19 protein-coding genes and 1 pseudogene are annotated in these 23413 nt (G+C 41.0%); 15 read left to right on the top strand and 5 right to left on the bottom strand.

The genetic code is table 11. From position 1 onward, the window contains the following. Window positions 1-5 precede the first annotated feature (5 nt). From AC58PQ_RS07635 to AC58PQ_RS07615, 5 genes are all read left to right on the top strand, one after another. Entirely contained in the window at window positions 6-1265 is a 1260-nt protein-coding gene (locus AC58PQ_RS07635) for a cupin domain-containing protein (protein WP_497241368.1), read from the top strand. 93 nt (window positions 1266-1358) lie between these two features. After that, entirely contained in the window at window positions 1359-1994 is a 636-nt protein-coding gene (locus tag AC58PQ_RS07630) for an NADPH-dependent F420 reductase (protein ID WP_497241367.1), read from the top strand. A 172-nt stretch (window positions 1995-2166) separates the two neighbouring features. Beyond that, window positions 2167-2586, top strand: coding sequence for a GNAT family N-acetyltransferase (locus AC58PQ_RS07625; RefSeq protein WP_497241366.1), 420 nt, complete (start codon window positions 2167-2169; stop codon window positions 2584-2586). 275 nt (window positions 2587-2861) lie between these two features. Further along, window positions 2862-4016 (top strand): stalk domain-containing protein, encoded by a 1155-nt coding sequence (locus AC58PQ_RS07620; protein WP_497241365.1) that lies wholly within the window; start codon window positions 2862-2864, stop codon window positions 4014-4016. Between the two features lie 49 nt (window positions 4017-4065). Continuing rightward, on the top strand, window positions 4066-4287 hold the full coding sequence (locus tag AC58PQ_RS07615) for a hypothetical protein (protein WP_497241364.1): 222 nt from the start codon (window positions 4066-4068) through the stop codon (window positions 4285-4287). Between the two features lie 544 nt (window positions 4288-4831). Here the strand turns inward: AC58PQ_RS07615 and gdhA are convergent. Beyond that, on the bottom strand, window positions 4832-6205 hold the full coding sequence (gene gdhA / locus AC58PQ_RS07610; RefSeq protein ID WP_497241363.1) for an NADP-specific glutamate dehydrogenase: 1374 nt from the start codon (window positions 6203-6205) through the stop codon (window positions 4832-4834). Window positions 6206-6557: 352 nt separating this feature from the next. Between gdhA and AC58PQ_RS07605 the strand changes: the two are divergent. The 8 genes and pseudogenes from AC58PQ_RS07605 to AC58PQ_RS07570 all read left to right on the top strand — a co-directional run. After that, a pseudogene (locus AC58PQ_RS07605) lies at window positions 6558-6620 on the top strand (hypothetical protein); the annotation flags it as partial. A gap of 227 nt (window positions 6621-6847) precedes the next feature. Then, a complete protein-coding gene (locus tag AC58PQ_RS07600; protein ID WP_497241362.1) occupies window positions 6848-7939 on the top strand; it encodes an FG-GAP repeat domain-containing protein in 1092 nt (363 codons plus the stop codon). Between the two features lie 529 nt (window positions 7940-8468). Beyond that, complete coding sequence (locus AC58PQ_RS07595; RefSeq protein WP_497241361.1) at window positions 8469-9614, top strand: ABC transporter substrate-binding protein; 1146 nt, start codon at window positions 8469-8471, stop codon at window positions 9612-9614. A gap of 11 nt (window positions 9615-9625) precedes the next feature. Further along, complete coding sequence (locus AC58PQ_RS07590; protein WP_497241360.1) at window positions 9626-10639, top strand: FecCD family ABC transporter permease; 1014 nt, start codon at window positions 9626-9628, stop codon at window positions 10637-10639. Next, window positions 10632-11438, top strand: a complete 807-nt coding sequence (locus tag AC58PQ_RS07585) for an ABC transporter ATP-binding protein (protein ID WP_497241359.1) — start codon at window positions 10632-10634, stop codon at window positions 11436-11438. The genes AC58PQ_RS07590 and AC58PQ_RS07585 overlap by 8 nt, the downstream gene beginning before the upstream one ends. Beyond that, complete coding sequence (locus AC58PQ_RS07580) at window positions 11435-12757, top strand: hypothetical protein (RefSeq protein ID WP_497241358.1); 1323 nt, start codon at window positions 11435-11437, stop codon at window positions 12755-12757. The genes AC58PQ_RS07585 and AC58PQ_RS07580 overlap by 4 nt, the downstream gene beginning before the upstream one ends. A 51-nt stretch (window positions 12758-12808) precedes the next feature. Next, window positions 12809-14113 carry a hypothetical protein gene (locus AC58PQ_RS07575; RefSeq protein WP_497241357.1) on the top strand — a complete coding sequence of 435 codons (1305 nt, stop codon included), beginning with the start codon at window positions 12809-12811 and terminating at the stop codon, window positions 14111-14113. Window positions 14114-14253: 140 nt separating this feature from the next. Continuing rightward, window positions 14254-15180 (top strand): DMT family transporter, encoded by a 927-nt coding sequence (locus AC58PQ_RS07570; protein WP_497241356.1) that lies wholly within the window; start codon window positions 14254-14256, stop codon window positions 15178-15180. 187 nt (window positions 15181-15367) lie between these two features. Here AC58PQ_RS07570 and AC58PQ_RS07565 read toward each other — a convergent pair whose 3' ends face one another. Next, on the bottom strand, window positions 15368-16729 hold the full coding sequence (locus AC58PQ_RS07565) for a GH1 family beta-glucosidase (protein WP_497241355.1): 1362 nt from the start codon (window positions 16727-16729) through the stop codon (window positions 15368-15370). Window positions 16730-16868: 139 nt separating this feature from the next. Here AC58PQ_RS07565 and AC58PQ_RS07560 point away from each other — a divergent pair, with 139 nt between their 5' ends. Together AC58PQ_RS07560 and AC58PQ_RS07555 are read left to right on the top strand one after the other, a co-directional pair. After that, entirely contained in the window at window positions 16869-18266 is a 1398-nt protein-coding gene (locus AC58PQ_RS07560; RefSeq protein WP_497241354.1) for an MFS transporter, read from the top strand. Window positions 18267-18597: 331 nt separating this feature from the next. Beyond that, entirely contained in the window at window positions 18598-20706 is a 2109-nt protein-coding gene (locus tag AC58PQ_RS07555) for a pectate lyase family protein (RefSeq protein ID WP_497241353.1), read from the top strand. Window positions 20707-20835: 129 nt separating this feature from the next. Here AC58PQ_RS07555 and AC58PQ_RS07550 read toward each other — a convergent pair whose 3' ends face one another. From AC58PQ_RS07550 to AC58PQ_RS07540, 3 genes are read right to left on the bottom strand one after another with little or no spacing between them, the layout of a single operon-like run. Further along, the gene (locus AC58PQ_RS07550) at window positions 20836-21693 is read right to left on the bottom strand and encodes an SDR family oxidoreductase (RefSeq protein WP_497241352.1); all 858 of its coding nucleotides are present in this window, start codon (window positions 21691-21693) and stop codon (window positions 20836-20838) included. Then, complete coding sequence (locus tag AC58PQ_RS07545) at window positions 21690-22718, bottom strand: polysaccharide biosynthesis protein (protein ID WP_497241351.1); 1029 nt, start codon at window positions 22716-22718, stop codon at window positions 21690-21692. The genes AC58PQ_RS07550 and AC58PQ_RS07545 overlap by 4 nt, the downstream gene beginning before the upstream one ends. Window positions 22719-22776: 58 nt before the next feature. Further along, window positions 22777-23379 (bottom strand): glycosyltransferase family 2 protein, encoded by a 603-nt coding sequence (locus AC58PQ_RS07540; protein ID WP_497241350.1) that lies wholly within the window; start codon window positions 23377-23379, stop codon window positions 22777-22779. Between the last annotated feature and the right edge of the window lie 34 nt (window positions 23380-23413).

Below are 23413 nucleotides of genomic sequence, written 5' to 3'. Positions count from 1 at the left end.
CCAAGATGACCGTGATTTTGACTCAGCAAGACGAAGTCATTCGTATCAATCAGCCGAATTATAATGATCTTAATCCGGTTATGAAGCTGCTGCAGCTTGTAGAAAGTACCCATTTTGCTGCAGGACTTGAGTTTTATAACACAGTGTCTATTCAATACTTGTTTCCGTTCGAAAAGCTTGTGCTTTACGCGCCGAATCAGGAGGATCCCGCTCGTGATCAGCTCGATTTCCGTGGTCAAGACAACAAAACTGACTTCCAGAAGCAAAACATTCAAAATTTTATTACGACAGATACGAGCCTCGTTCGCGGTCTCGTGACAGCTGGTAATTGGACGGGGCCATTCCTGCGTCTATCGTATCGCGGGGGTCCGGATTCCAAGCTTTCGCAGGCTGCGAATCATCAGCTTGGCGACCGTATTAAGCTATACTTGAACGTGCAGGGCCGAGCAACGGCGGAGCAAATAACCGTATTCTACAATCAGGCAACAGATTGCTACGATGTAGAATTTTGGGGTTACGAAGGCGGTTATGAGGATCTGCTGCACGACTTAGATGAAAAAGGGAAAGCTGCACTGCAAAGCGGACAGTTGCAAATTCGCTCCGACCTCATTCAAGGACACCCTAACGACTTCAAACGTGAGTCCGTTGATAGTCAAAACATGTTCAACGTCGCTTCGCAAAGCGAGGTTCACCCACTTATTCAGTTGCACATCGAAGTTGCGTGGAGCGATGCATCCGGGAAGTTCTGGGATTCCCAATTCGGTGCGAATTACCACTATGAATTTAACATGCGCTTACGCGGGTGGAACAATTTCTTAGCGGTTGGTTCCAGCTCGAATCCGCATGGCGGCGTGGGGTCGCTGGAATATCGAAACCTTTTCTCCAATTACGGTCAATATATGGGCACGCGCGAGCTTGGTCGTCAGTTAGATTCTTGGAACTTCGACGCGAATGGTCGCAAAGTAGGCGGCACGCGAAGTGAGTCGTTTATGGCCGTTGATTACATGGATTTGCATATTTTACGACCGAACTGCAGCATTGGCATTCATCGACATCGAGACAATCAAGAGGCGTTCTTCCTAATGGAAGGGTGTGCTTACATGGTCGTTGGCGACTGGTTGAAACACGATGATCGCGAGCGTTGTTTGGAGGTTCGGATGATGCAAGCCGGTGACATTGTGCTTCTCAAAAATGGTGAGATGCACAGCTTAATTAATACGACAGATGAAAATATCAAGCTGCTTATGTTCGGAGGTTACGATTGATCACTATTCAATGCAATCGTAATCGTGCTTCTCATCAATTGTTGGTCCTGATCAACCAAATAACTATTCTTAATTTTAAAGGAGTGTATGAAAATGGCTAAAATAGCAGTAATAGGTACAGGTAATATGGGGAAAGGTATCGCATCCTCTTTCGCTCGAGCAGGTCACAAGGTTTTACTTGGTTCACGCAGCCAAGAGCAAGCACAGGAAATTGCTGTGCAATTAAATCAAGCTAACATTCAAGGCTTGAGTAACGCTGACGCCATTCAAGGTGCAGAGATCATATTCTTGGCAGTACCATTCCAAGCAACGCAAGAAATTATTGAGCAAAATGCTGCTGAGTTAAATGATAAAATTGTTGTTGACATTACAAATCCACTTAATGCCTCGTATGACGGATTAACAACAAGCGCAGACACTTCTGCAGCAGAAATTATTGCTCAGAAGCTCCCGAACTCTCATGTTGTTGGCGCATTCAAAAACACATTCGCTGGCGTATTTGCAAACCCGAGCTTCGAGAATGAACAAAAATCAGCCGTACTCGTTATCAGCGACAACGAAGTGGCGAAAGCTCAAGTAATCAAGCTGATTTCCGAGCTTCCATTCGAAGTGCTTGACGCTGGCTCGCTGAACAACGCACGTACGATCGAGCAAATGACAGTTCTGCTAATCGGCCTTTCCGCGAAGCACAACTACAACTGGCATGCAGGCTTTGCAATTGTTTCTTAATATCTGGTTTATATAAGTTAAAGCACGATAAAGCAGCGGCGTCGCATAGAGCCGGCTTTATCGTGCTTTTTTATTGATGTCTGAACGCATCGCATTCGTAAGTTGGAATATCAAGTGCGGACTTGTTATACTAATTTATTACACCTTACTATCTTGAACAGGAGTGAATCTTATGGAAATGTATATATCTAATGAGAGGAATAATGACGACAAGTCCTATGTAATAAACAAATTGATTGAATTTAATCTGAGACATTTCCCTGATGACTTGAAGGGCAGGCATCAAGTGGTTAATCTGTTTCTAAAAAGTGCTGACAATAAAACTTACGGTGGGCTTATTGGTGAAATATTTTTGAATTTTTTAGAGGTAAAGTATCTTTTTGTGGAAGATGAATTTCGAAAATTAGGATATGGAAAGAAACTACTATCAGAAGCTGAGAAATTAGCTAAAGCAAATTCGTGTGAATTTATCAAGTTAGATACCTTGAGCTTTCAAGCGCTAGATTTTTACAAAAACCAAGGCTTTGAAGTGTTTGGGACCTTGGAAAATGTTGGTGGACATGCGCATTATTATTTGAAAAAGGACCTTTAACGTGGATATGGCTACACGGAGGGTAAAAAAGGCTAGTAGAAGTTTTTATTTTAAATTCGTCAATAATGGCTTTTACTCTATTTCTTGCCTCAACTAGAACATCGTTTTTTTCTTTTTCTAATTTAATTAACTCATTTGTTAAAATAATTGTTTCTTGTTGATCGTGATGAATCATAGTGCACAATGGTTTCTGATACATGGTAATATAGAAATGGGAAAATCTTTACAAAATACCTTTAAATCTTCGAGAAACGGAATACATCAGGAGTGATATTATGTTGAAAAATCTTGGGTTTGTCCTACTACTTTTTTCTACGATTTCTACAGGACAAGCGTATGCATCAGAGACACCACCAACTGTATATTTGGATGGTGGGAAGCTAGAGTTTGAGGTTCCACCCACAATCGTTGACGGGAGTACATTAGTTCCACTTCGAAAAATTTTCGAAGAACAAGGTGCACGAGTTGCATGGAATGGTGATACTCGAACGGTAACGGCTGTAAAGGGTGACATAACCATTGTTTATCAGCTTGGCTCTTTAACCGCAAAAAGGAATCAGGAGCAACTAAAACTATCGGTACCAGGTCAAATCGTTAGTGGATCTACGTTAGTACCACTTCGTTTTGTATCTGAGGCCCTCGGGAACACGGTTGGCTGGGAAACTCACTCAAGGACTATCATAATCAGTTCAGCAAAAAAAATCACAGCAAAAGTTACACATATTGTAGACGGGGATACAATCGAGGTGGTTGATCTCGAAGGAAAAACAGATAAGGTTCTCATGATCGGAGTGGATACTCCTGAATCTGTTCATCCTGATGCAACTAAGAACTCCGAATACGGAAAGGTTGCTTCGGCCTTTACAAAAGATCAGCTTGAGAATAAAACAGTCTATATTGAAACAGATATAGGTGAACGTGATCAGTATGGTAGATTGCTTGGATACGTATATCTGGATTCAGGGATGATGTATAATGCCTTACTCGTTGCTGAAGGGTATGCGAAGCAGCTGACCTATCAACCCAATGTACGATGGGTAAATCTATTTGGTGCATTGGCAGCAAACGCTCGTAGCACGAATCTCGGCGTATGGGCTTACGACAATGAAAGTGATTATGGTACTAACGGAAAAATAACGATTGTAGCGTTGGATTACGGTGCTGAGATCGTTACGATTCGGAATGATGATTCCAAAAATGTGAACATGACAGGTTGGAAGCTTGTTAGCGTTAAAGGAAATCAAGTCTTTAATTTCCCGGATGGATATATATTAAAAACGGGATCAACCGTATTAATAACCAGCGGAGCAAAGTCAATAGAAGCTGATGGTGTTTTAAAATGGACCACAGCAAATGTTCATAATAATACTGAGGACGATCCAGCAGAATTGTATGATATTAATGGTAATAAGGTCAGCTCATTTAAATAAACATCTTCGGTATGACAAAGTACTATAGTGGGGAGTTGGAATAGGTTATATGAGTAATATTTCTATGATGAATTTATTTGTTTTACTTGCAATGGTATTTGCTTTCTTTTTTATATTACGAGAACTTTTTACATGGTATTGGAAACAAAACGAAATCGTGAGCACACTAAAGAAAATTGAAGGTCATCTGGAAAAATTATGTCGGCAAAATGAAGGTAAGAGTGTTCCAGAGAACAAGAACTTGGATGATAATGACAAAATAAATGTTTAAATGAAAGGCCTTCGTTGGTGTGTCTTGTATCAAATAATTCCAATGCAGAGACCGCGAAAGCTGTTGCATGTATCTCGTGAAGAGCAAGGCTATGAAATATTCCCGTCTTAGGATCCTGTGAAGACATAATCGCTTGGACCCAAGCCTTTTTTTATGCTCATCGGTAGGAGTTCCTTTCAGACATATTTTAGAGAGATTCCGTGGATATGACAATGTTCACAAAGATGTTGTTTATGTCCTAATGTCTGTTATGGAAATCGATTTGGAAATCGAAAACCGGTTAGTCACTAAAGCGCCTAAAGGCGTCAATTAAATTGAAGAAATCGACTTCGTAGTTCGTAGTCGAAGAAATCGACTAACTCGTGCGCCGCAGACGAATGTAGTCCAAAGAAACGGAAAAAGGCTGACCCAGAAGTGAACTACGGTCCCAATTGTTAGTATCTAACAATCGGGGACGGTTCATCTTCAGATCAGCCTTTAGTTAATCCATTCAGCCGCAATAGCGCATGCTAGTTCTCTTACCTAGCAGCATGCCTTTGGCGTACTAGATAACACCTTGTGCAATCATAGCGTCGGCCACTTTGGTAAAGCCTGCGATATTGGCGCCTACGACGAGATTGCCCGGATGGCCATATTCCTCTGCTGCTTGGACAGCGCTTCTATAGATATTTTTCATAATAGCATGGAGCTTGTCGTCTACCTCATGGAACTGCCAGGAGTATCTCATGCTGTTTTGAGACATTTCCAGTGCGGATACGGCAACACCGCCTGCATTGGCTGCCTTAGCCGGCCCAAATAACACGCCTGCCTGCAGGAATACATCGATCGCTTCCAACGTAGATGGCATATTCGCGCCTTCCCCGACTGCTTTTACCCCGTTGCTTACAAGGATCCTCGCTGAAGCCTCATTAATCTCGTTCTGTGTTGCGCTCGGAAGTGCGATATCACATGGAATGGACCAAATGCCATTACAACCTTCATGGTAGGTCGCGGACGGATGCTCTTTGACATACTCGCTGATTCGCGTTCGTTCCACTTCCTTCAAACGGCGAACCGTCTCTAGGCAGATTCCGTTTTTATCATAAATATAGCCGTTGGAGTCGCTGCAAGCTACGACCTTAGCGCCTAACTGCACAGCTTTTTCAATGGAATATGTGGCCACGTTGCCGGAGCCGGAAACGACCACAGTACTTCCCTCGAAGCTAAGCCCCTTGGATTTCAGCATCTCATTCACAAAGTAAACACAACCATAACCAGTCGCCTCGGTACGTCCCAAGCTACCGCCATAGATAATCCCTTTACCCGTAAGTACACCAGCTTCATAAGCTCCTTTAATTCGCTTATACTGACCGAACATGTAGCCAATCTCGCGTGCGCCTACGCCAATGTCACCAGCGGGTACGTCCGTGTCTTGACCAATATATTTATAAAGCTCTGTCATGAAACTTTGGGTAAAACGCATGATTTCGTTATCCGACTTTCCTTTTGGATCGAAATCGGAGCCGCCTTTACCGCCGCCGATTGATTGGCCTGTAAGGGAGTTTTTGAATGTTTGTTCAAATCCAAGAAATTTGATAATACTTGCATTAACGGAAGGATGAAAACGCAAACCACCCTTATAAGGCCCAATTGCACTGTTAAATTGAACACGGAAACCGCGATTCACTTGTGTTTTCCCTTGGTCATCTACCCATGGTACTCGGAAAGTGACTAAACGCTCCGGCTCCACGAGTCGCTCAAGAATACCGTGTTTCATATACTTCGGATGCTTGGACAGAACTGGAATCAATGATTCGATAATTTCTTTTACAGCTTGATGAAACTCAGACTCATTCGGATTACGTTTGACTACGGTTTCGTAAATGCCATGTACGTATTCCCTTGCAACTACATCATTGTCTACTTGAACTAACACCATGTCATCCACCTTCGCGATTCAAATATAATAAAAAAGTTTATTAGTATAGTTTTACCTTATTCCGGCCATTTGGGCAACTAAAACTTACATGTCATGTAAGTTCACAAATTTGTGTTATTAAAGTGCCCATCGAAAATAGGGGATGTTACTTTTGCAATTATATATGGATAATCGAACTCCACGCTAATGGAAAACTATGGTATGATTTTGAAAGAAAATAACATCGATCTCCGATAACTGCCACGGTTCCATCTGAGAATTTGGATATTTTGGAACGTAGAGCTTTATCCCTTGATCCGCAGGACATGTATCAGAAGATCGTCATGCGCAGCGTGGTGGGTACTGTTTCGAGTCAAATGGATTATTCGGTTGGCTGCTGCGGGAACTTGGTTCAGCTCGCGTAGACTGTAATTGAAAAAGGATCGGAGGACAGCTGAGATGAAACATTTGGTAGCTATGTGTCTTTTATTGTTCATACTAAGTGGATGTAGGGAATCTTCCCAGAGTTCCTTATCCGTTGCAACGAGTTCACCATCTCCAACACATCTTGCGGAGGCAACGCAGCAGACAAAACCTCAATCTCAGGAATCTCTGCCAAGCAGGATCTCCACGGTAGAGGAAATCGCGGAACAGTCCTTTCATGTGGATTTGGAATCTTGGGGGAAAGTTCGATTCATTTCTGCCAAACGTGTTAATGGGGATGGTACTACTGACCTTCAGCTCACTTTAAAGGATTTAGAAGGGAATCAACTATATACGTTCCCAATTCCAAAGCTTATTGAAGGGTGGGATTTCTATTCCGTAAAAGCTATTTCCTTCAAAGATGTCAATCAAGACGGAAAAAAGGATGTTATCGTTTTGGCTGATTACCTAACAGGCATAGGTTCGGAGGGAAGTATTCCTTTTACGGTTCCAACTATTTATATTCAGAAGGTCAAGGAATTTCTTTCGGATTACAATGTGGATAACAGTTTGTACACATCTGGAAAAGCAAGTACGATCGATGACGTTGTCACATACTTTAAAATGAATTTGCAGTCCAAAGTTACGCCATCACCTTTGTCAACAGTTCAACCAATAGAGGAAGTAAACAAACAGTTGTGTAAGTATGTTCTCGCTGCTAACTTGACCGAAGATGAGATCATCCATGCTTACTATACGGCGTACACCAATCAAAAGTTTGATCAATCCGAGGCTGGACAGGACCAGATGTTTGGATATTTAGGTGAGTGCTTTGAACAGGAAATGGATAAACGACTTGCAAATAATAGTGAATTGACTAGCAAAGTGACAACTATTTATAAGTCACTTGCGGAATCCATTGCGCAACTTTCTACGATTGATTCCATTCGTAATGGCGGTGGTACCATGTGGGGGCATAATGGGAATAGAGAATTAGGTTTGTATAAATATTACATGAATATGTATGCGGAAATGAAGCAAAAAGGTTCTTCAGCAACACCTGGAAAATATGAGCAACTTGCTAACACGCTGGACTCTCAAATGGAAAAATTAAAGTCTCAAGGAGTTAAAGGTTTGGAAGCGTTTGTAGAACCCAAGAAGGTGAAAGAAGCAGAAAAAGATTTTGAGACAGCGTTCTTGCGTTTAAAAGAAGTTATTCAGAGATTCAAAGAACAGACAGCAGAACAAGACGAGGCTTGCTTATTTTTATTACAACATGTAGTGGACCGCGTGGGTTATTCAATCACGTTAACTGGACAAAACCCTATATAATAAGGCGCCCCCCTTTTAAAATATAAACCTTAAGACCCTCAGCCCGTTGCTGAGGGTCTCTTTGTGCTAATAAACGAAAAGGAATGTGTAAGCATAGTAGTACCGGACTTTTTCTCAAAGGGAACCGCTGGGTCATTGGGTCGGAGGTAGCTAAAGAAGTAGGTTGGTACTCTTCAGTCAAAAGAATCTTTGAATTAAGGATTTAGCGGGCTATCAAAGGGGAGTTGCATACGATACCACAAAGTCTTATTTAGAAGAAGGATCCGCAAATGATATTGACAATCATTATCAAGCAATTGATATTGACAATCATTATCAATCGATGCTACGATGCTCCTAGTTAAAAAAAAGAGAATTGATTTTATAAGTATCAGCCCCTGAACCCCAAATTGGTTGTTGGTTCATCTAGCCAGTACATCGTTACAATCGCACTTTTGGTTGGGAAATCTAAACGATGGGAAAGCCTTCGAAGAAATACAACACACACCATAGGTGTCAGAGGTACAAACATCAAGGAGGAACGAAAGGCATGAGAAAATTAATATGGACGAGTTGTATAGGTATTGGGGTATTAACTTTAGTAGGTTGCTCAAGCACGAATGATAGCCAGAAGGATAAGGGAAGTGCAACTGCAACCGCATCTACAACTGCAACTGCAACTAGTAGCAGTGGACCTGTAACAATCAAAGACGGTAGAGGCAAAGAGGTTGTTCTCGAGAAGGGATATGCCAAAAAATTCGTGATGTTTCAAAACGAGGGTACTGAAATGCTCTCTATAACACAATCCGCTGAACCATTTATAGGCATGGTGAAAAATGATCAAGATAAGAATATCGCTGGCAGTATCGTTGCCAAAAAATATCCAGATATTTTGAAAGTGCCGTCTAATATTATGGATGGTGAATATAAAAAGCCAAATGTCGAGAGTATTTTAAAGATGGCTCCTGATGTCGTTTATCAATGGAATTTTGGAGATGAAGGAATTAAACCGCTTGAAGCTGCCGGCATCGATGTTGTAGCTGTAAACTGGGGTAAATATGCGGATGATATTGAAAGATATACCTTATACGGTAAAGCTCAAGGAAAGCAGGCTCGCGTAGATGAGGTTTTCGCACACCACGAGAAATCTAAACAAGCCGTTCTTAAAGTAACCGAAAGCCTAACCAAAGAAGAGCGACAAAATCATGTATTTATTGGCGCTGTGGATGGCAATAAAATTACAACATGGGGGACAGAACTCCCTCACACTGCTGTCCATAAAGTAGAGAATCTTACCTATACAGTAGGGAAATTTAATACACCAAATGCTGATATCAATGCGGAAACCTTGCTTCAATGGGATCCTAAAATGATCGTTATTGGGCCTTTCCTAAAAGATATCACGCCTGAATATTTCTTTAATCATCCTGTCCTTAAAAACCTGACAGCTGTTAAAGAAAAAAGAGTTTACAAAGCTCCAAAAGCATCACAACTTGACAATCCAGGAATTAGCTGGTATTTCTATGCCGCTTTAGCGACGCCAGATAAGTTCAAAGGCTTTGATATGCGCAAACAAGTCCGCGAAGATTATAAACTTCTATACAACATCGATGTAACCGATGAAGATATTGATAAAGTTCTAAATGTTGAAGAAAACAAAAACAGTAAATACTTCGAAATGTTTATGAAGAAATAGGAGAGATTTTGATGGTTACAGCTAGGCAAAAGCATCTTAGGAATTTTTACGTAGTATCCTCTCTTTCATTGTTTATTTTGATGGTGGCGGCGATTTGTATCGGAAGATACACAATCGCCCCGCTAGATGTTCTCTCTTCAATTTTTAATCCAGATTCTTTTTCAGACCCGAAGATTTCAGTAGTCGTGCATGAAGTTAGACTTCCTCGTGTACTGTTAGCTGTCGTTATAGGAGCTGGCATTGCCGTTTCTGGAGCTGCTTTACAGGCTACTTTCGGGAACCCGCTCGTAAGCGAGCATATATTGGGTGTATCGTCGGGAGCTAGCTTTGGTGCAGCTCTGGGCATTATATTAATCGGAACAACACTTGGTACGCAGGCTTTGGGCGTACTCTTTGCATTTTTAGCCATGTACCTAACCTATGTAGTCGCAAAAAGACGTGGGCGTCTTACTGTACTCATGCTCGTTCTTTCGGGAGTTATGACAAGCGCATTATTCGAATCTGGCGTTTCCATACTAAAGTATATTGCCGATCCCAAAAATGAGCTTCCAACGATCACTTTTTGGTTGTTGGGCTCACTTGCTGGCCCTTCGAAGGAAACCATTATGAGAACGATGCCTAGTATTTTGATTTCTTTAATTGTCCTCTATAAATACAGATGGCAATTAAATCTTCTTTCTCTAGATGAAGATGAAGCGACTTCGCTGGGCATAAATGTAAGAAGAGTTCGTATTATTATCATATTTTTTACAACAGTCATAGTTGCAGCGATTGTATCTATTGCTGGTGTTATTAGTTTTGTTGGGCTAATTGTACCGCATTTTACTCGGATGCTCGTCGGAACCGATAATAAGCATGTAGTGCCAGCTTGTATGCTTACTGGTGGAATCTTCTTACTCATAACAGATACGCTTGCAAGATCCTTAACAGGAGCGGAAATTCCACTATCGATTGTAAGCTCACTTATCGGTGTCCCATTCTTTATCTATCTGCTTAGAAGAACAGGAGGAGTATGGGATGATTAGAGTTGAAAATCTTCTTTTTCAGTACCCTGGCTCAGATAGACAAGTATTTAAAGATTTATCCTTTAACGTGAAAAAGGGCGAAACATTAGCCATTTTAGGTGCAAACGGGATTGGAAAGACAACATTTTTGAAATGTTTATTGGGATTTTTAGAATTTAAATCAGGGAATATTTTAATAAATGATGAGTCTGTTAAACAAATGGCTGCTAATAAGTTTTGGAAGTTGGTAGCCTATGTTCCGCAGTCTAAAAAAATGGCATTTGGGTTTACAGGGCTTGAAATGACGGTTATGGGCCTATCTCCTCATGTGAAAATGGGAAGGCTACCTAAAAAAAAGGATTATGAGAGAGCCTACGAGCAATTAAAAAAGCTGGGTATCGAGTATCTAAGTGAACGAAATTGCAATAATATGAGCGGCGGAGAGCTGCAAATGGTCTTAATTGCAAGAGCCCTGATCAAAAACCCTAAAATACTTATCATGGACGAGCCTGAATCTCATCTTGATTTGAAAAATCAACTAAAGGTATTGAATGTTGTCGAAGAGTTAAATGAGCAAGGGGAATATTCGATTATTATTAACACGCATTTCCCTCAACATGCCTTTCGTATCGCACAGTCAACGTTGCTCTTGGGAAAAGATGGATATGTTTTCGATAAAACGGAACATGTCGTTAACACAACTAATTTACGACATTATTTTGGTATTAATTCTGAAATATTATCGTATGAACTAGCAGAGAAATCCTATTCAACAATATTACCTATCGATCTACACAAATTCGAAGAGGTTGTAAAATGAAAAGTATTGCTTATGTGACAACGGGAACAAGTGCGCAGTTAATCAGCTATTGGGATTTTGCTCATCACATGGATCAATTCATATATGCGGAGGACCTGTCTAACTTTAACTTGGAGGAATTTGGTGCAGTCATTATTTCTTGTCACAGTCATAGTGACCGCATTCTGCTTCATAAAAAGCAGCTTAATGATTATGTAAGAAATGGCGGATTTCTCCTTGTTTTTGCACTTGATAAAGCCGATCAGTTATTAGACGTTGTAAATATAGAGTGGGTTGATTGTAAGACGAAGGATTGGCTATGGTGGACGAAACCAGAACGTAAAATAGAGCTATATGTTCCCGATCATGGAAACAACCACTCCTTATTTGAATATGTGAAGCCTGAGCATTTACATTGGCACTGGCATGGTGCATACAAGGGAAATCATAACGGGACGGCATTGCTTGCGATAGAAGATACGCATGAGTCTGTTGTCATTGATTTTAAGGATTTAGAAGGCGGGGGTAGAGTTTTTATCACAACACTTGACCCTCATAGTCATAACGGTCAACGATTTATGCCGGCGACTACGAAAATGCTTCAAGGATTGTACCCGTGGCTTAATCACGAGCTTGGAATTGATCGAAATCAGATACAACCGTTTAAAATGGCTTATTTACAAACGTCTGCGTATGACTCCGAGAATACGCCTCCAAATTTAGCGAAAACCTTTGAAGGCACAGGCGGACAAATCGAATACTATGGCATTCGTCCTATTCCGGATGAGGTTTGGGACTGTGCTATCATCTATATCCCTGGTCATTATAGCGACCAAATATATATGCAAAAATGTTCGGATAGAATGATGGAGTATGTTAAAAATGGCGGACAACTCATATTAAATATAGAAGTTGCTGTATGCGTGCTTCCATTTTTAAAACCATCCCAAACGGTATCGCCTGTTCCCTATACGAATCTCAAGGTAAGAGTAGAGAACGATCCCTTTGAATTTTTCAAGAATATGCCAGAAGACTTTGATGGCTGGCAAGGGATACTCGGGACGTATGCAAGAGGATTTACTCCATTGCCTGAACATGCTTTAGGTCTTACATCCATAGGGACTGAACATGCAAAATACGCAGCCGATTATCTATGGCAGTATCCTACAATAGATGGAACTGGCGGGAAGGTCTTCGTGCATAACGGTGGTGATTTGATGCGATATCCTGATCACGGCGAGCAAAAAGAACGACTTTTACGCGATATTTGTATCGGTCTTATGAAATACCGCAGAGCGGTTGTGCCAATTGCTGGGGCACAAGCGAGTAACATTTTCTAAGAACATCTTGTGTCTGAAATCACAACTAGTTGATGAAGGGACTTTCAACTTATGAAGAAAATCGCCTATGTTACAACGGGAACAAGTGCGCAGTTAATCACCTATTGGGATTTTGCTCATCACATGGATCAATTCATATATGCGGATGACCTGCCTAACTTTAACTTGGAGGAATTTGGTGCAGTCATTATTTCTTGTCATAGTCACAGTGACCGCATTCTGCCTCATAAAAAACAGCTAAATGATTATGTTAGAAATGGCGGATTTCTACTCATTTTTGCACTTGATAAAGCGGATCAGCTATTAGACGTTGTAAATATAGAGTGGGTTGATGGTAACACAAAGGATTGGCTATGGTGGACGAAGCCAGGGGGAAAATTGGAGTTATACGTTCCTAGTAATACAAATCATTCCCTTTTTGAATATGTAACGCCTAAGCATTTGCATTGGCACTGGCATGGTTCATTCAAGGGGAATCATAACGGGACGACATTGCTTGCAATAGAAGATACTCATCAGTCAGTTGTCGTTGATTTTAAGGATTTAGAAGGTGGGGGTAGAGTTTTTATTACAACACTAGACCCTCATAGTCATAACGGTCAACGATTTATGCCGGTAACGACTAAACTACTTCAACAATTTTATCCATGGCTTAATCACGAGCTTGGAATTGATCGAAATCAGATACAGCCCTTTAAAGTGGCTTATTTACAAACGACTTCGTTTGAATCCGAGAATATGCCTCCCTATTTAGCGCAAACCTTTGAAGGGACAGGTGGACAGATCGAATACTATGGTGTTCGTCCTATTCCAGATGAAGTATGGGACTGTGATATCATCTATTACCCTGGTCTTGGTGACAATATCTATATGCAACGATACTCGGATAGATTGATGGAATATGTTAAAAATGGTGGACAACTCGTATTAAATATAGAGGTTGCTATATGCTGGCTTCCATTTTTAAAACCATTCCAAACGGTATCACCTGTTCCCTATACGAATCTCAAGGTAAGAGTAAAGAACGATCCCTATGAGTTTTTTAAGAATATGCCAGATAACTTTGATGGTTGGGACGGTATTATAGGACAGTATGCAAGAGGATTTACGCAATTGCCTGAAAATGCTTTGGCTCTTACATCCATAGGGACAGAAAATGAAAATTACGCTGCCGATTACATATGGCAGTATCCGACTTTAAATGGAAGCGGTGGAAAGGTGTTCGTGCACAACGGTGATAATATGGTAAGGTATCCTGACCACGGTGAGCATCAAGAATGCCTTGTTCGTGATATTTGTGTCGGTCTTATGAAATACCGCAGAGCGGTTGTGCCTTTTGCAGGGGTACAAGTTTAAGAGTGAATATTCATAGAAATGGGACCTTATGTCCCAGCGGCGATCGCTTCCCTGAATTCAACAGGGGGCGATCGCGTAGCTTTTTCTGGAACCTTTCATGGTTGTAGTAAAGATTATTAATTTTCGAGGTGTGTTTTGAAATGACTTCAGAGAAATTCTTTAAGCACCCTGTAGGCATTATGTTCGCTGCAACATTAGCGTCACTGCTGTGGGGGAGTGTTTTTCCGTTTATTAAACTTAGCTATGGGGAACTGGCGATTGGCAAAGAAAATTGGTCCGAGCAGCTTTTGTTTGCAGGTTACCGTTTTGTCCTTGCTGCTTTGCTCATCCTTTTGTTCACCAAATTAATCCGCAGGAAGGCAGGGTATCAGCGAGGGACGTTACCCAAGGTCAGTAAAATCGGACTTTTTCAAACATTTCTTCAGTATGCCTTTTTTTATTATGGCTTGGGTATGATCACAGGTATTCAAGGTTCCATTATCGCGGGGACGACCTCGTTTTTTCAGATTTTGCTTGCTCATTTTATGTATAGGAACGACCGTTTTAATTTGAGGAAAATCACTGGAATAGCGCTAGGTTTCGGGGGAGTAATTGTGGCGAACATGACAAAAGGAGAGATGGCCTTTCATATGGGCGTTGGGGAAATCTGCTTACTGTTTGGCATGTTTCTCGGCGCGTTGGGTAATGTTCTTTCCAAAAATGAAGCGAAGGAGCTAGATGTACTATACATGACGGGCTGGCAGATGCTGCTTGGCGGAAGTGCTTTGTTTGTTGTAGGTGCGTCTTTTGCAGGGCCTTTTCCGTTTGTGTTCACATGGCATACGGTACTGATGATGCTGTATTTGTCATTTCTGTCTGCCACAGGCTTTGTGCTTTGGAATAATGTTATGAAATACAACAAGGTCGGAAGTGTTTCGATGTATTTGTTCTTGACGCCGGTTTTCGGTGTTGTGTTGTCAGCGTTGATGTTAGGTGAAGTGATGCATCTAATGGTGCTTGCAGCGCTAGGGTTGGTCGTATCAGGCATTGTGATAGTCAACCGACCGAATAGGAATGCGACAAGTTAAAGTAAAGGTGGAGACTGTTCATGTTAAAACCAGAGCGGAGCGATCCCGCAAGGCATACAATTGCAGCAGTCAGACGATAAGATATCTCGAAACCCAAATAATGCCCTCAATCGTTCCTACTGGAGCGACCAAGGGCTCGCCACTACTAACTACTCGATCCAATGTCCTCGGTTACTATTCTTTACATTTAACGCCTGCTCTCCTGATGCTCAATCAGATCCCGATACCAATAACCGCTGTCGCGGACGGTTCGTTGCTGTGTCTTGTGGTCGACCTTTATGATGCCCATGGGGCAGGATAAGCCGGAGCTCCACTCAAAGTTGTCTATCGTCGCCCAATGGAAATAGCCCCGAATATCGGAACCCTCGTCAATCGCTTCTTTCAGTGCTTTTAAGTAATAGGACATGTATTTGATGCGGTTTTCGTCGTCGGTTCGACTCGTTTCCTCCAAGGTATTGCCTGGTTCGGTCGTACCGTTCTCTGTGATGTAAACTACGGGATTTCCGTATTCCTCGCGGTATCGTCTTGCTAGCTCTTTAAACCCGTCAGGATACCCTTGCGTACCGAGTACGGGATGAGCATACCGCTCATCGGAATAATTTCGGTCGACCCAGGTTTTTAAGAACGGAATATACCACTTTCTTGTCGCGAACAATCGACTGTAATAATTGACGCCGAGAAAATCAATGGGCTGGCGAATGGTTTGCATATCCCCTGTTGCAATCTTCGGTACGATCGGCCACAGTCGGGAAAACAGCTTCTCAGGGTAGTTACCTTTGTACACACCATCCAGATAGAAGCGATTCACGAACATGTCCGCCATTTCGACCGAATCCAATTCTTTTTCATTTGGATGAAAGCTCGCGGGGTAGACTGGGAATTGACTTAGCGTGATGCCGATATTCAAATCGCTACGTTCGCTCCGCATCGCCTGCACCGCAAGGCCGTGACCCAGAAGCTGGTGATGCGCCACCTTGAAGTAAGTCCACGGATTTTTGATGCCTGGTGCGTGCTCGCCTAGGAAGTGCCCGAACATGGCATGCTCCCAGGGCTCATTCAACGTGATCCAGTCTTTGACGCGGTCGCCGAGCCTGTCGACGACAAGCCTCGCGTATTCTGCAAAGTACTGGGCAGTCTCTCTGCCGGCGAACCCTTTGTATTGTTGAAATAGCGCATAGGGTGTGTCCCAATGGAATAGTGTAATAAATGGCTGGATACCCTTTTCAAGTAGGGAGTCGACTAAACGATCGTAATAATCTAATCCCTTTTGGTTGACCGCACCCTTTCCTTCCGGCAGCACTCGTGACCAGCTGACGGAAAACCGGTATGCATCCATCTTCAGGCTGCTCATTAAGTCGATATCGGTCTGAAAATCGTGATACGTATCGCAGGTTACATCTCCCGTGCTGCCGTCGCGAATCTTCCCTTTGGTATGGGAGAATACATCCCATATAGACAGCCCTTTGCCATCCTCGTTCCAACCACCTTCAATCTGATAAGCAGCCGTGGATGTTCCGAATATAAAGTCCTTTTTAAATTGAGTAAACATATTCGCACCGCTTTTCTAAACAGGATTGGTAGTTTATTATAACATTTTAAAGAAAACGCTTTCAATAAATTATTGTCATATATATAATATTGTATATCAACGCTTGTGCGAGATGGAAAGCAAGTATAGGAGGCATTCTATGGGGACAATCGCAAACAATAACTCACCTGGGTTAACGGGATGGCAGAAATTTCTGATTTCCTTCCCTACGATGCCCGGTAATTTGAGCACGGTACTGATTCACAACGCGTTTTTGAAATACTATACGGACATTGTGGGTCTTGATCCGAAGTATATCGGTATCATGTATGCGATCTTCGGGATCTGGAACGCAATCAATGACCCGGCCATAGGCGTGTGGCTAGACAGATTTAAGTACACTAAAAAAAAGGGCAAATACGTCTATGTGATGCGGCTAAGTGCACCTGTTACGCTAGTTGCGTCCATTTGTATGATCTTCGCTCAGCCCTCCTGGAGCCAATGGGTTATATTCGCCTTTATGCTTATCTTGCTTTTCATTTACGATACGTCAATGACCGCCTTCAATATCGCGCACGCCAACTACAAGCTGCTTGCCGCCAAGACCAGCGAGGAGCGAGTGGATGTGTCCGTATACACCAGCTATATTGCTAACATCGGAGGCTTTTTGGGTACGCTGATACCGACATTGCTATTGGTAGGCGATAGCGATAAAACCTTAACGACCATTCTGTTCTGCGCTGTTCTGGCAGTGAATGCGATTCTATATTTTATAGCGCTCAAGCCTTTGAAAGACACGGAGCAAATGTATGTGAAGGAAAATATCCAGATTTCGGAAAGAAAAGGCATCTTCGGGGACGTTTTTGACAATGTAAGAGAGGCTGCGAAATCGAGAGCATTCGTGACCTTCGTTCTCGTACAGATCCTGGTCGGCGGTCCAAGCGCCTTCTACTTTACTCCATTTCTCTACATGTCTGATTACGTGTTAAAGCTGCAGGGGATACAAGCGACCCTTATGGATGTGCTTATGGGACTTTCCTTGTTTGCGGCGGCACCATTTTTAGGCAAGTTTATTAAAAAACGAGGTATGAAACATGCCATGCTCTTGGCGTTGGTTCCAAGCGCGTGCGGTTTTTTACTTCTGGCTTTTGTCCATAATTACTACCAGGCCATCGCGGCGTATATTATTATGTACGTGTTTACTCAAGCCGTTAGCATTGCGAATAGTCCGATGCTAGGTGCCATTATTGACGAGGATGAACAGCGCACTGGTCTGCGAAAAGCGGGCATGTACACCGGGTTGAACGCGCTTTTGACGATCCCGATGTCCGGCATTCAGGCTTCGCTCTTCATGGGCATCATTAGCTATTTCGGTTTCCAGGCAGGCTCTGATGCGCAGAGCGCAAATGCATTGCTTGGAATCAAAATCGGCGCGGGTGTATTACCGTTCGCTTTCATACTTCTGGGGATCATCCCGCTTTTGTTTTTCCCGATTAACAAGAAAAAGGAAATGGAGCTCTCGGAGTTTTCAAAGAATAGGCAAATCGAGCTATCCTAAACATGAGTGCAGCCGGACAAGTGATCGGTTGCACTTTTTTGCTATGTACAAAATGAACTTTTCCCAATATTTGTACCAGTATTTTGAAGATTTGTCGGGGAGTATCATATGTATCGACGATAATCATTATCTCAGAAAAACGGGTGATATGTTCTAATGATTGTTTCGGAACCACATACAAAGCTGATAAGCTGATGTGGCTGTTGGAAATATTTGTTCAGATTGAGGCTAGATGATGCGAAGGGGGGGCGAAGTGAATTTCTTAGGAGTTGAAAGCGGTTTCGAAGGTATTTGAAGGTATCACAACCACTTAAACACGGGAGGAATTAAATTGAAAAAAAGGATTGAAAAGGTAACGAGTTACGTTTTATTGTTTGCTATCGCGCTATCTGTCATCGCAAGCGGAATGTTCAATACGGCAGCACATGCTGCTGCACCTTCATTGTCCAACAGTGGTGGTTGGTTTGAAACTGCCTATGTAGAATGGGCACCTGTAAGTAATGCGACGGGGTATAATGTATTTGTTAAACCAGCAAGTGCAGCAGATTCTCAATATGTACAAATTGATACTCAATTAATCCGACAATACCCTTCAAAATGGAGAGCTGATGCTGTAGGGCTTGCAGCTGGAAACTATGTAATGAAAGTCGAAGCCGTACTGTCAGGTGGTTCAAAAGAAAGTACTGTTTCCAGTGCGATATCCGTAAAGGCACATGATAGATCTGGATTTGCTTTTGCCAATCAATCAACATTTGGCACAGGTTCAGGTGCTTATAATGAAGATGGTACACTTCCGAGTGGTGCTCAAGTTATTTATATAACATCTGCGACTGCACAAACAGTATCTCTTGATGTGAAAGTCGATAGCGCAGGTACTAAACAAACAGCTGTTGGTGTAGGTGCAATTCTGGCACTAAGACAAAAAGGCTATGATCAAACACCACTTGCCATCAGATTTATTGGAAAAGTGACAGATGCTAACATGGGTTCATCAATTAACAGCAGCGGATTTCTTCAAGTAAAAGGTGCTTCAGCTTATACGCGAATGAATACGACAATTGAAGGTATCGGAAATGATGCTACTGTTTATGGATGGGGATTTCTACTTAGAAATGTCGGTAATGTAGAAGTAAGAAACCTTGGTATTTTGTTATTCCAAGACGATGCCGTTTCTATGGATACGGGCAATGTTAATATTTGGGTGCATAATAATGATATTACCTATGGAAAAGCCGGCGGAGATGCTGACCAAGCAAAAGGTGATGGTTCAACTGACCTTAAAGGCGCATCAACGTATACGACAATATCTTATAATCACTACTGGGATTCCGGAAAAGCTGCTCTAATCGGTTTGAGTGAATCAACAGAATTCTTTGTAACCTTCCACCATAACTGGTTTGACCATTCAGACTCGCGTCATCCACGTATAAGAAAAGGAACTATTCATATCTATAATAATTTCTTTGATGGCGTCTCCAAATATGGTACGGGTATTACAACAGCAGGTTCGGCCTTTGTAGAATCCAATTATTACAGACATTCTAAAAATCCTATGTTGATTTCCTTACAAGGTACTGATATTGCAGGTGGGTCAGTAGGTACATTCTCCGGTGAGAATGGTGGTATGATTAAAGCATACGATAATAGTATCGTAGATCTTGTTGGAGGTCTTATTTATGCAAATTCCGATGCAGGATCAGCTCCAGCTCATGCAACATCATTTGATGCGTACTTAGCTTCGACAAGAAATGAGGCAGTTCCAAGTTCATACAAAGCATTAGTAGGTGGAACAGCTTATAATAACTTTGATACTACGATCGATACGGGAGTAAATGTAGCTGACATTGATAGCGTAAGCACTGTTGAACAAGTTGTTACGGCAGAAGCTGGACGCCTAGGTAATGGAGACTTTACATGGGCATTTAATGATTCAGTTGATGACACATCGTCTGACATTAATTCACCACTGATGACTAAAATTCTAAATTACACAACTCAACTTGTATCTGTAGGTGGTAATTCAACAGAACCAACATCACCACCACCAACATCACCACCACCAACATCACCACCGCCAACATCACCACCACCAACACAACCGCCTACATCGACAATTGTTCATAACTTTACGAGTGATGGAAAAACAAGCAGCTTCTTCACGATTGTAGGGAACCTTTCAACAAGTAAGGGGACTGTGGTATATAATGGTTTAACACTAACGCAATGTTTAAAAATGGAGAGCTCAACGAATATTGGGTTTACCACAACAACAGCCAAAACATTAACATTAGTGTTTAATCCAGCAAATGGACTGAAAATCAAGATAGATGGAACAAGTTATGCAATGACGGATGGCATTGTCAGCGTATCACTTGCGCCTGGCGCACATACCATTACGAAGGAAGATGTTACAAATCTTTATTACATGAAACTAGAATAAATAGTTTTTGTTCTTAGTAAGTCCCAGTGAGCTAGTACAGTCACCGGGACTTTTTCTGAACAAATGAATATAGACGGATATTTCCTACGCTCATTAAAATAAAGCCATAAACGTTTAACGATTGCCTAGCTACGAGAAGTCATAATGTGGATATAAGTGTTTATGTGTCAAGATCCATTCTTTCATCTCAATAATCATTTCTTCATAACTTGGCACTTCAAATGAAAAATCTTTTCGGTTATTGATCAATGTTTTATTAACATTAACTGAGTTGCACGGGGAAATACTTATTTCTCTTACTTTAAAATGTTCATTAAATAGTTTTAATAAGTCAAACTTACTTATACTCATATTATTAACAAGATTATATATCCCGGTTACTTTCTCAATTGCAGCTCTTTCCATTGCTTTAACTAAAGTTAAAGTAGTAACACCAGTCCAGATAGCTCCTGTGTATCCGTTAATAGTTCCTTTTTGTTTCATAAACCAATTGAATAAACCAATTCCATCTTTATTCATATCTGGACCAATTATTGAATTTCTAAAGGTCAAGCTGTTGGTATCATCAATTTCGCCCAAAGCTTTTGTTCTATCATAAAAAGTTTCACCATCACGATTACTATTTTCAGAATACGGTGCTGATTTTCCTGAGAAAACACAATCAGTACTCATATGAATGAGTCTAGTATTCGTGTTTTTCAATATATCAACAATAGAGTGTGGTAAGTAACTGTTTAGATAGACAGCTCTTGATCGTTCTAAATCACACTCTTGGTTTAAGATACCTATGCAATTTATGATAAAATCATAGTTTTTTTTTAGAAGGATTGAATGTAATAAAATCTTTTCCGAAATATCACCATTTATGTTCTCGCCATAAGGAAATGGTGTTCTAGAAAAGGTTGTGACTTCATGACCCTTTTCACACAAATATAAGGAGATGGTGTGACCGGCCATTCCAGTCGCTCCAAGGACTAAAAATTTCATTTTAATCCTCCATTCCATTTTTGCAACTCATCTTTAATGAAAGTAAGCTGTAACAACCTCTCTTTTATTTCTTCTACTGAGAGTATTTTTGTATTATTCGAGTTATATTCACTTGTTAAAGTAATTTTAGGAGATCCTTCTTCCAGATATTTTCCATAATTCAGATCTCGGTTATCTGCAGGAATTTTATAAAAATTGCCCATATCAATCGCTTTTGCCGCTTCTTCTCTAGTAAGAAGTACCTCGTAAATTTTTTCTCCATGCCGAGTACCAATAATTTCAATTTCATTGTCCACTTCAAATAATTCTATTAGGGCTTGTGCTAAGTCTCCTATATAAGAAGCTGGTGATTTTTGAACCATGATGTCACCGTTAGATGCATTTTCGAAGGCATATAAAACCAATTCGATTGCTTCTTCAAGGCTCATAATAAAGCGAGTCATTTTGGGATCAGTAATCGTTAATGATCTTCCAGTCTTAATTTGTTCTATTAACAAGGGTATTACCGACCCGCGGGAGGCCATAACGTTTCCGTACCTAGTTCCACAAATTAACGTTTTGTCAGGAGTGATCATTCTAGACTTGGCGATGAAGGTTTTCTCCATCATAGCTTTTGAAATCCCCATTGCATTTACAGGGTATGCTGCTTTATCGGTTGAAAGACAAATAACTTTTTTTACACCTGCGTTTATCGCTGCAGTTAACACATTGTCTGTGCCAAGTATATTCGTTTTTACGGCCTCTATCGGAAAAAATTCGCAAGAGGGAACTTGTTTAAGGGCAGCAGCATGAAAAACAAAATCAACATCATGCATAGCATTATTTAAACTACTAATATCACGGACATCCCCAATAAAAAATTTGATTTTATTATTCTGATATAAAATGCGCATATCATCTTGTTTTTTTTCGTCTCTTGAAAATATTCTGATTTCCTTGATATCTGTATTTAAAAATCGTTCTAATACTACATTTCCAAATGAACCAGTGCCACCTGTGATTAGCAATGTTTTATCTATAAACATATTAGTAGATCTCCACACCTCTCTTTGCGTGGTCCATTCCCCAATAGGCATATTTCATTTATAGTAGCCCTCTTTGACGTAAATCGGATACAGAATTCTTTCTAGGAAAGTTATACCAATAGGCAAATAGACCCGTGTATTTGCATGTAGGATTTTTATCAATTAGTGCTATATTAAAGTCATAATCACCAGCACTATCTTTTCTATTTGTGAATTTTGCATCACCTATAAAACTTCTTCTAATAATTTTAAACTGCCCAGGCCAGTCTCCATAACTATCTGTTTCTCTTTTTATAAATTGTTGCCCAATCTTTGTAAGCATATTGTAATAATAGATGTCATACTCTCCATCAATTTGTGCTAATACTTCGCTAATTGGAGGCAAATATTGATCATCGCTATCAATGATTGCTACATAATCCCCTGTTGATTCAGCAATACATCTATTATAGGATTCACTAGCACCCATATTTTTTTCATTCGATAAAATTTTTAATTGTGGGTATGTTTTTTTGTACTCTTCCAATATTTCTAATGTTTTATCAGTAGAACAATCATTACATACTATAATTTCATAAGCATATTTTTTCGGAATACTATTTAACATGTTCTCGATCCATTCTTCACTATTATAAGTTGGTGATAAAAAACTGATTTTCATAAAACACCTCATTTCTATAATCATCTGAAATCAA

This window comes from Paenibacillus sp. J22P143, assembly GCF_059692035.1.
The sequence above is the reverse complement of the archived record's forward strand: the minus strand, read 5'-3'. Positions and strand labels throughout refer to the sequence as shown.

Excerpts from the sequence above, each read along its gene's own strand:
- AC58PQ_RS07620 (WP_497241365.1), top strand. The coding sequence starts at position 2,862 with ATGTTGAAAAATCTTGGGTTTGTCCTACTACTTTTTTCTACGATTTCT.
- AC58PQ_RS07635 (WP_497241368.1), top strand. The coding sequence starts at position 6 with ATGACCGTGATTTTGACTCAGCAAGACGAAGTCATTCGTATCAATCAG.
- AC58PQ_RS07580 (WP_497241358.1), top strand. The coding sequence starts at position 11,435 with ATGAAAAGTATTGCTTATGTGACAACGGGAACAAGTGCGCAGTTAATC.
- AC58PQ_RS07590 (WP_497241360.1), top strand. The coding sequence starts at position 9,626 with ATGGTTACAGCTAGGCAAAAGCATCTTAGGAATTTTTACGTAGTATCC.
- AC58PQ_RS07560 (WP_497241354.1), top strand. The coding sequence starts at position 16,869 with ATGGGGACAATCGCAAACAATAACTCACCTGGGTTAACGGGATGGCAG.
- AC58PQ_RS07545 (WP_497241351.1), bottom strand. The coding sequence starts at position 22,718 with ATGTTTATAGATAAAACATTGCTAATCACAGGTGGCACTGGTTCATTT.
- AC58PQ_RS07595 (WP_497241361.1), top strand. The coding sequence starts at position 8,469 with ATGAGAAAATTAATATGGACGAGTTGTATAGGTATTGGGGTATTAACT.
- AC58PQ_RS07570 (WP_497241356.1), top strand. The coding sequence starts at position 14,254 with ATGACTTCAGAGAAATTCTTTAAGCACCCTGTAGGCATTATGTTCGCT.
- AC58PQ_RS07585 (WP_497241359.1), top strand. The coding sequence starts at position 10,632 with ATGATTAGAGTTGAAAATCTTCTTTTTCAGTACCCTGGCTCAGATAGA.
- gdhA (WP_497241363.1), bottom strand. The coding sequence starts at position 6,205 with ATGGTGTTAGTTCAAGTAGACAATGATGTAGTTGCAAGGGAATACGTA.
- AC58PQ_RS07615 (WP_497241364.1), top strand. The coding sequence starts at position 4,066 with ATGAGTAATATTTCTATGATGAATTTATTTGTTTTACTTGCAATGGTA.
- AC58PQ_RS07630 (WP_497241367.1), top strand. The coding sequence starts at position 1,359 with ATGGCTAAAATAGCAGTAATAGGTACAGGTAATATGGGGAAAGGTATC.
- AC58PQ_RS07540 (WP_497241350.1), bottom strand. The coding sequence starts at position 23,379 with ATGAAAATCAGTTTTTTATCACCAACTTATAATAGTGAAGAATGGATC.
- AC58PQ_RS07565 (WP_497241355.1), bottom strand. The coding sequence starts at position 16,729 with ATGTTTACTCAATTTAAAAAGGACTTTATATTCGGAACATCCACGGCT.
- AC58PQ_RS07575 (WP_497241357.1), top strand. The coding sequence starts at position 12,809 with ATGAAGAAAATCGCCTATGTTACAACGGGAACAAGTGCGCAGTTAATC.
- AC58PQ_RS07625 (WP_497241366.1), top strand. The coding sequence starts at position 2,167 with ATGGAAATGTATATATCTAATGAGAGGAATAATGACGACAAGTCCTAT.
- AC58PQ_RS07550 (WP_497241352.1), bottom strand. The coding sequence starts at position 21,693 with ATGAAATTTTTAGTCCTTGGAGCGACTGGAATGGCCGGTCACACCATC.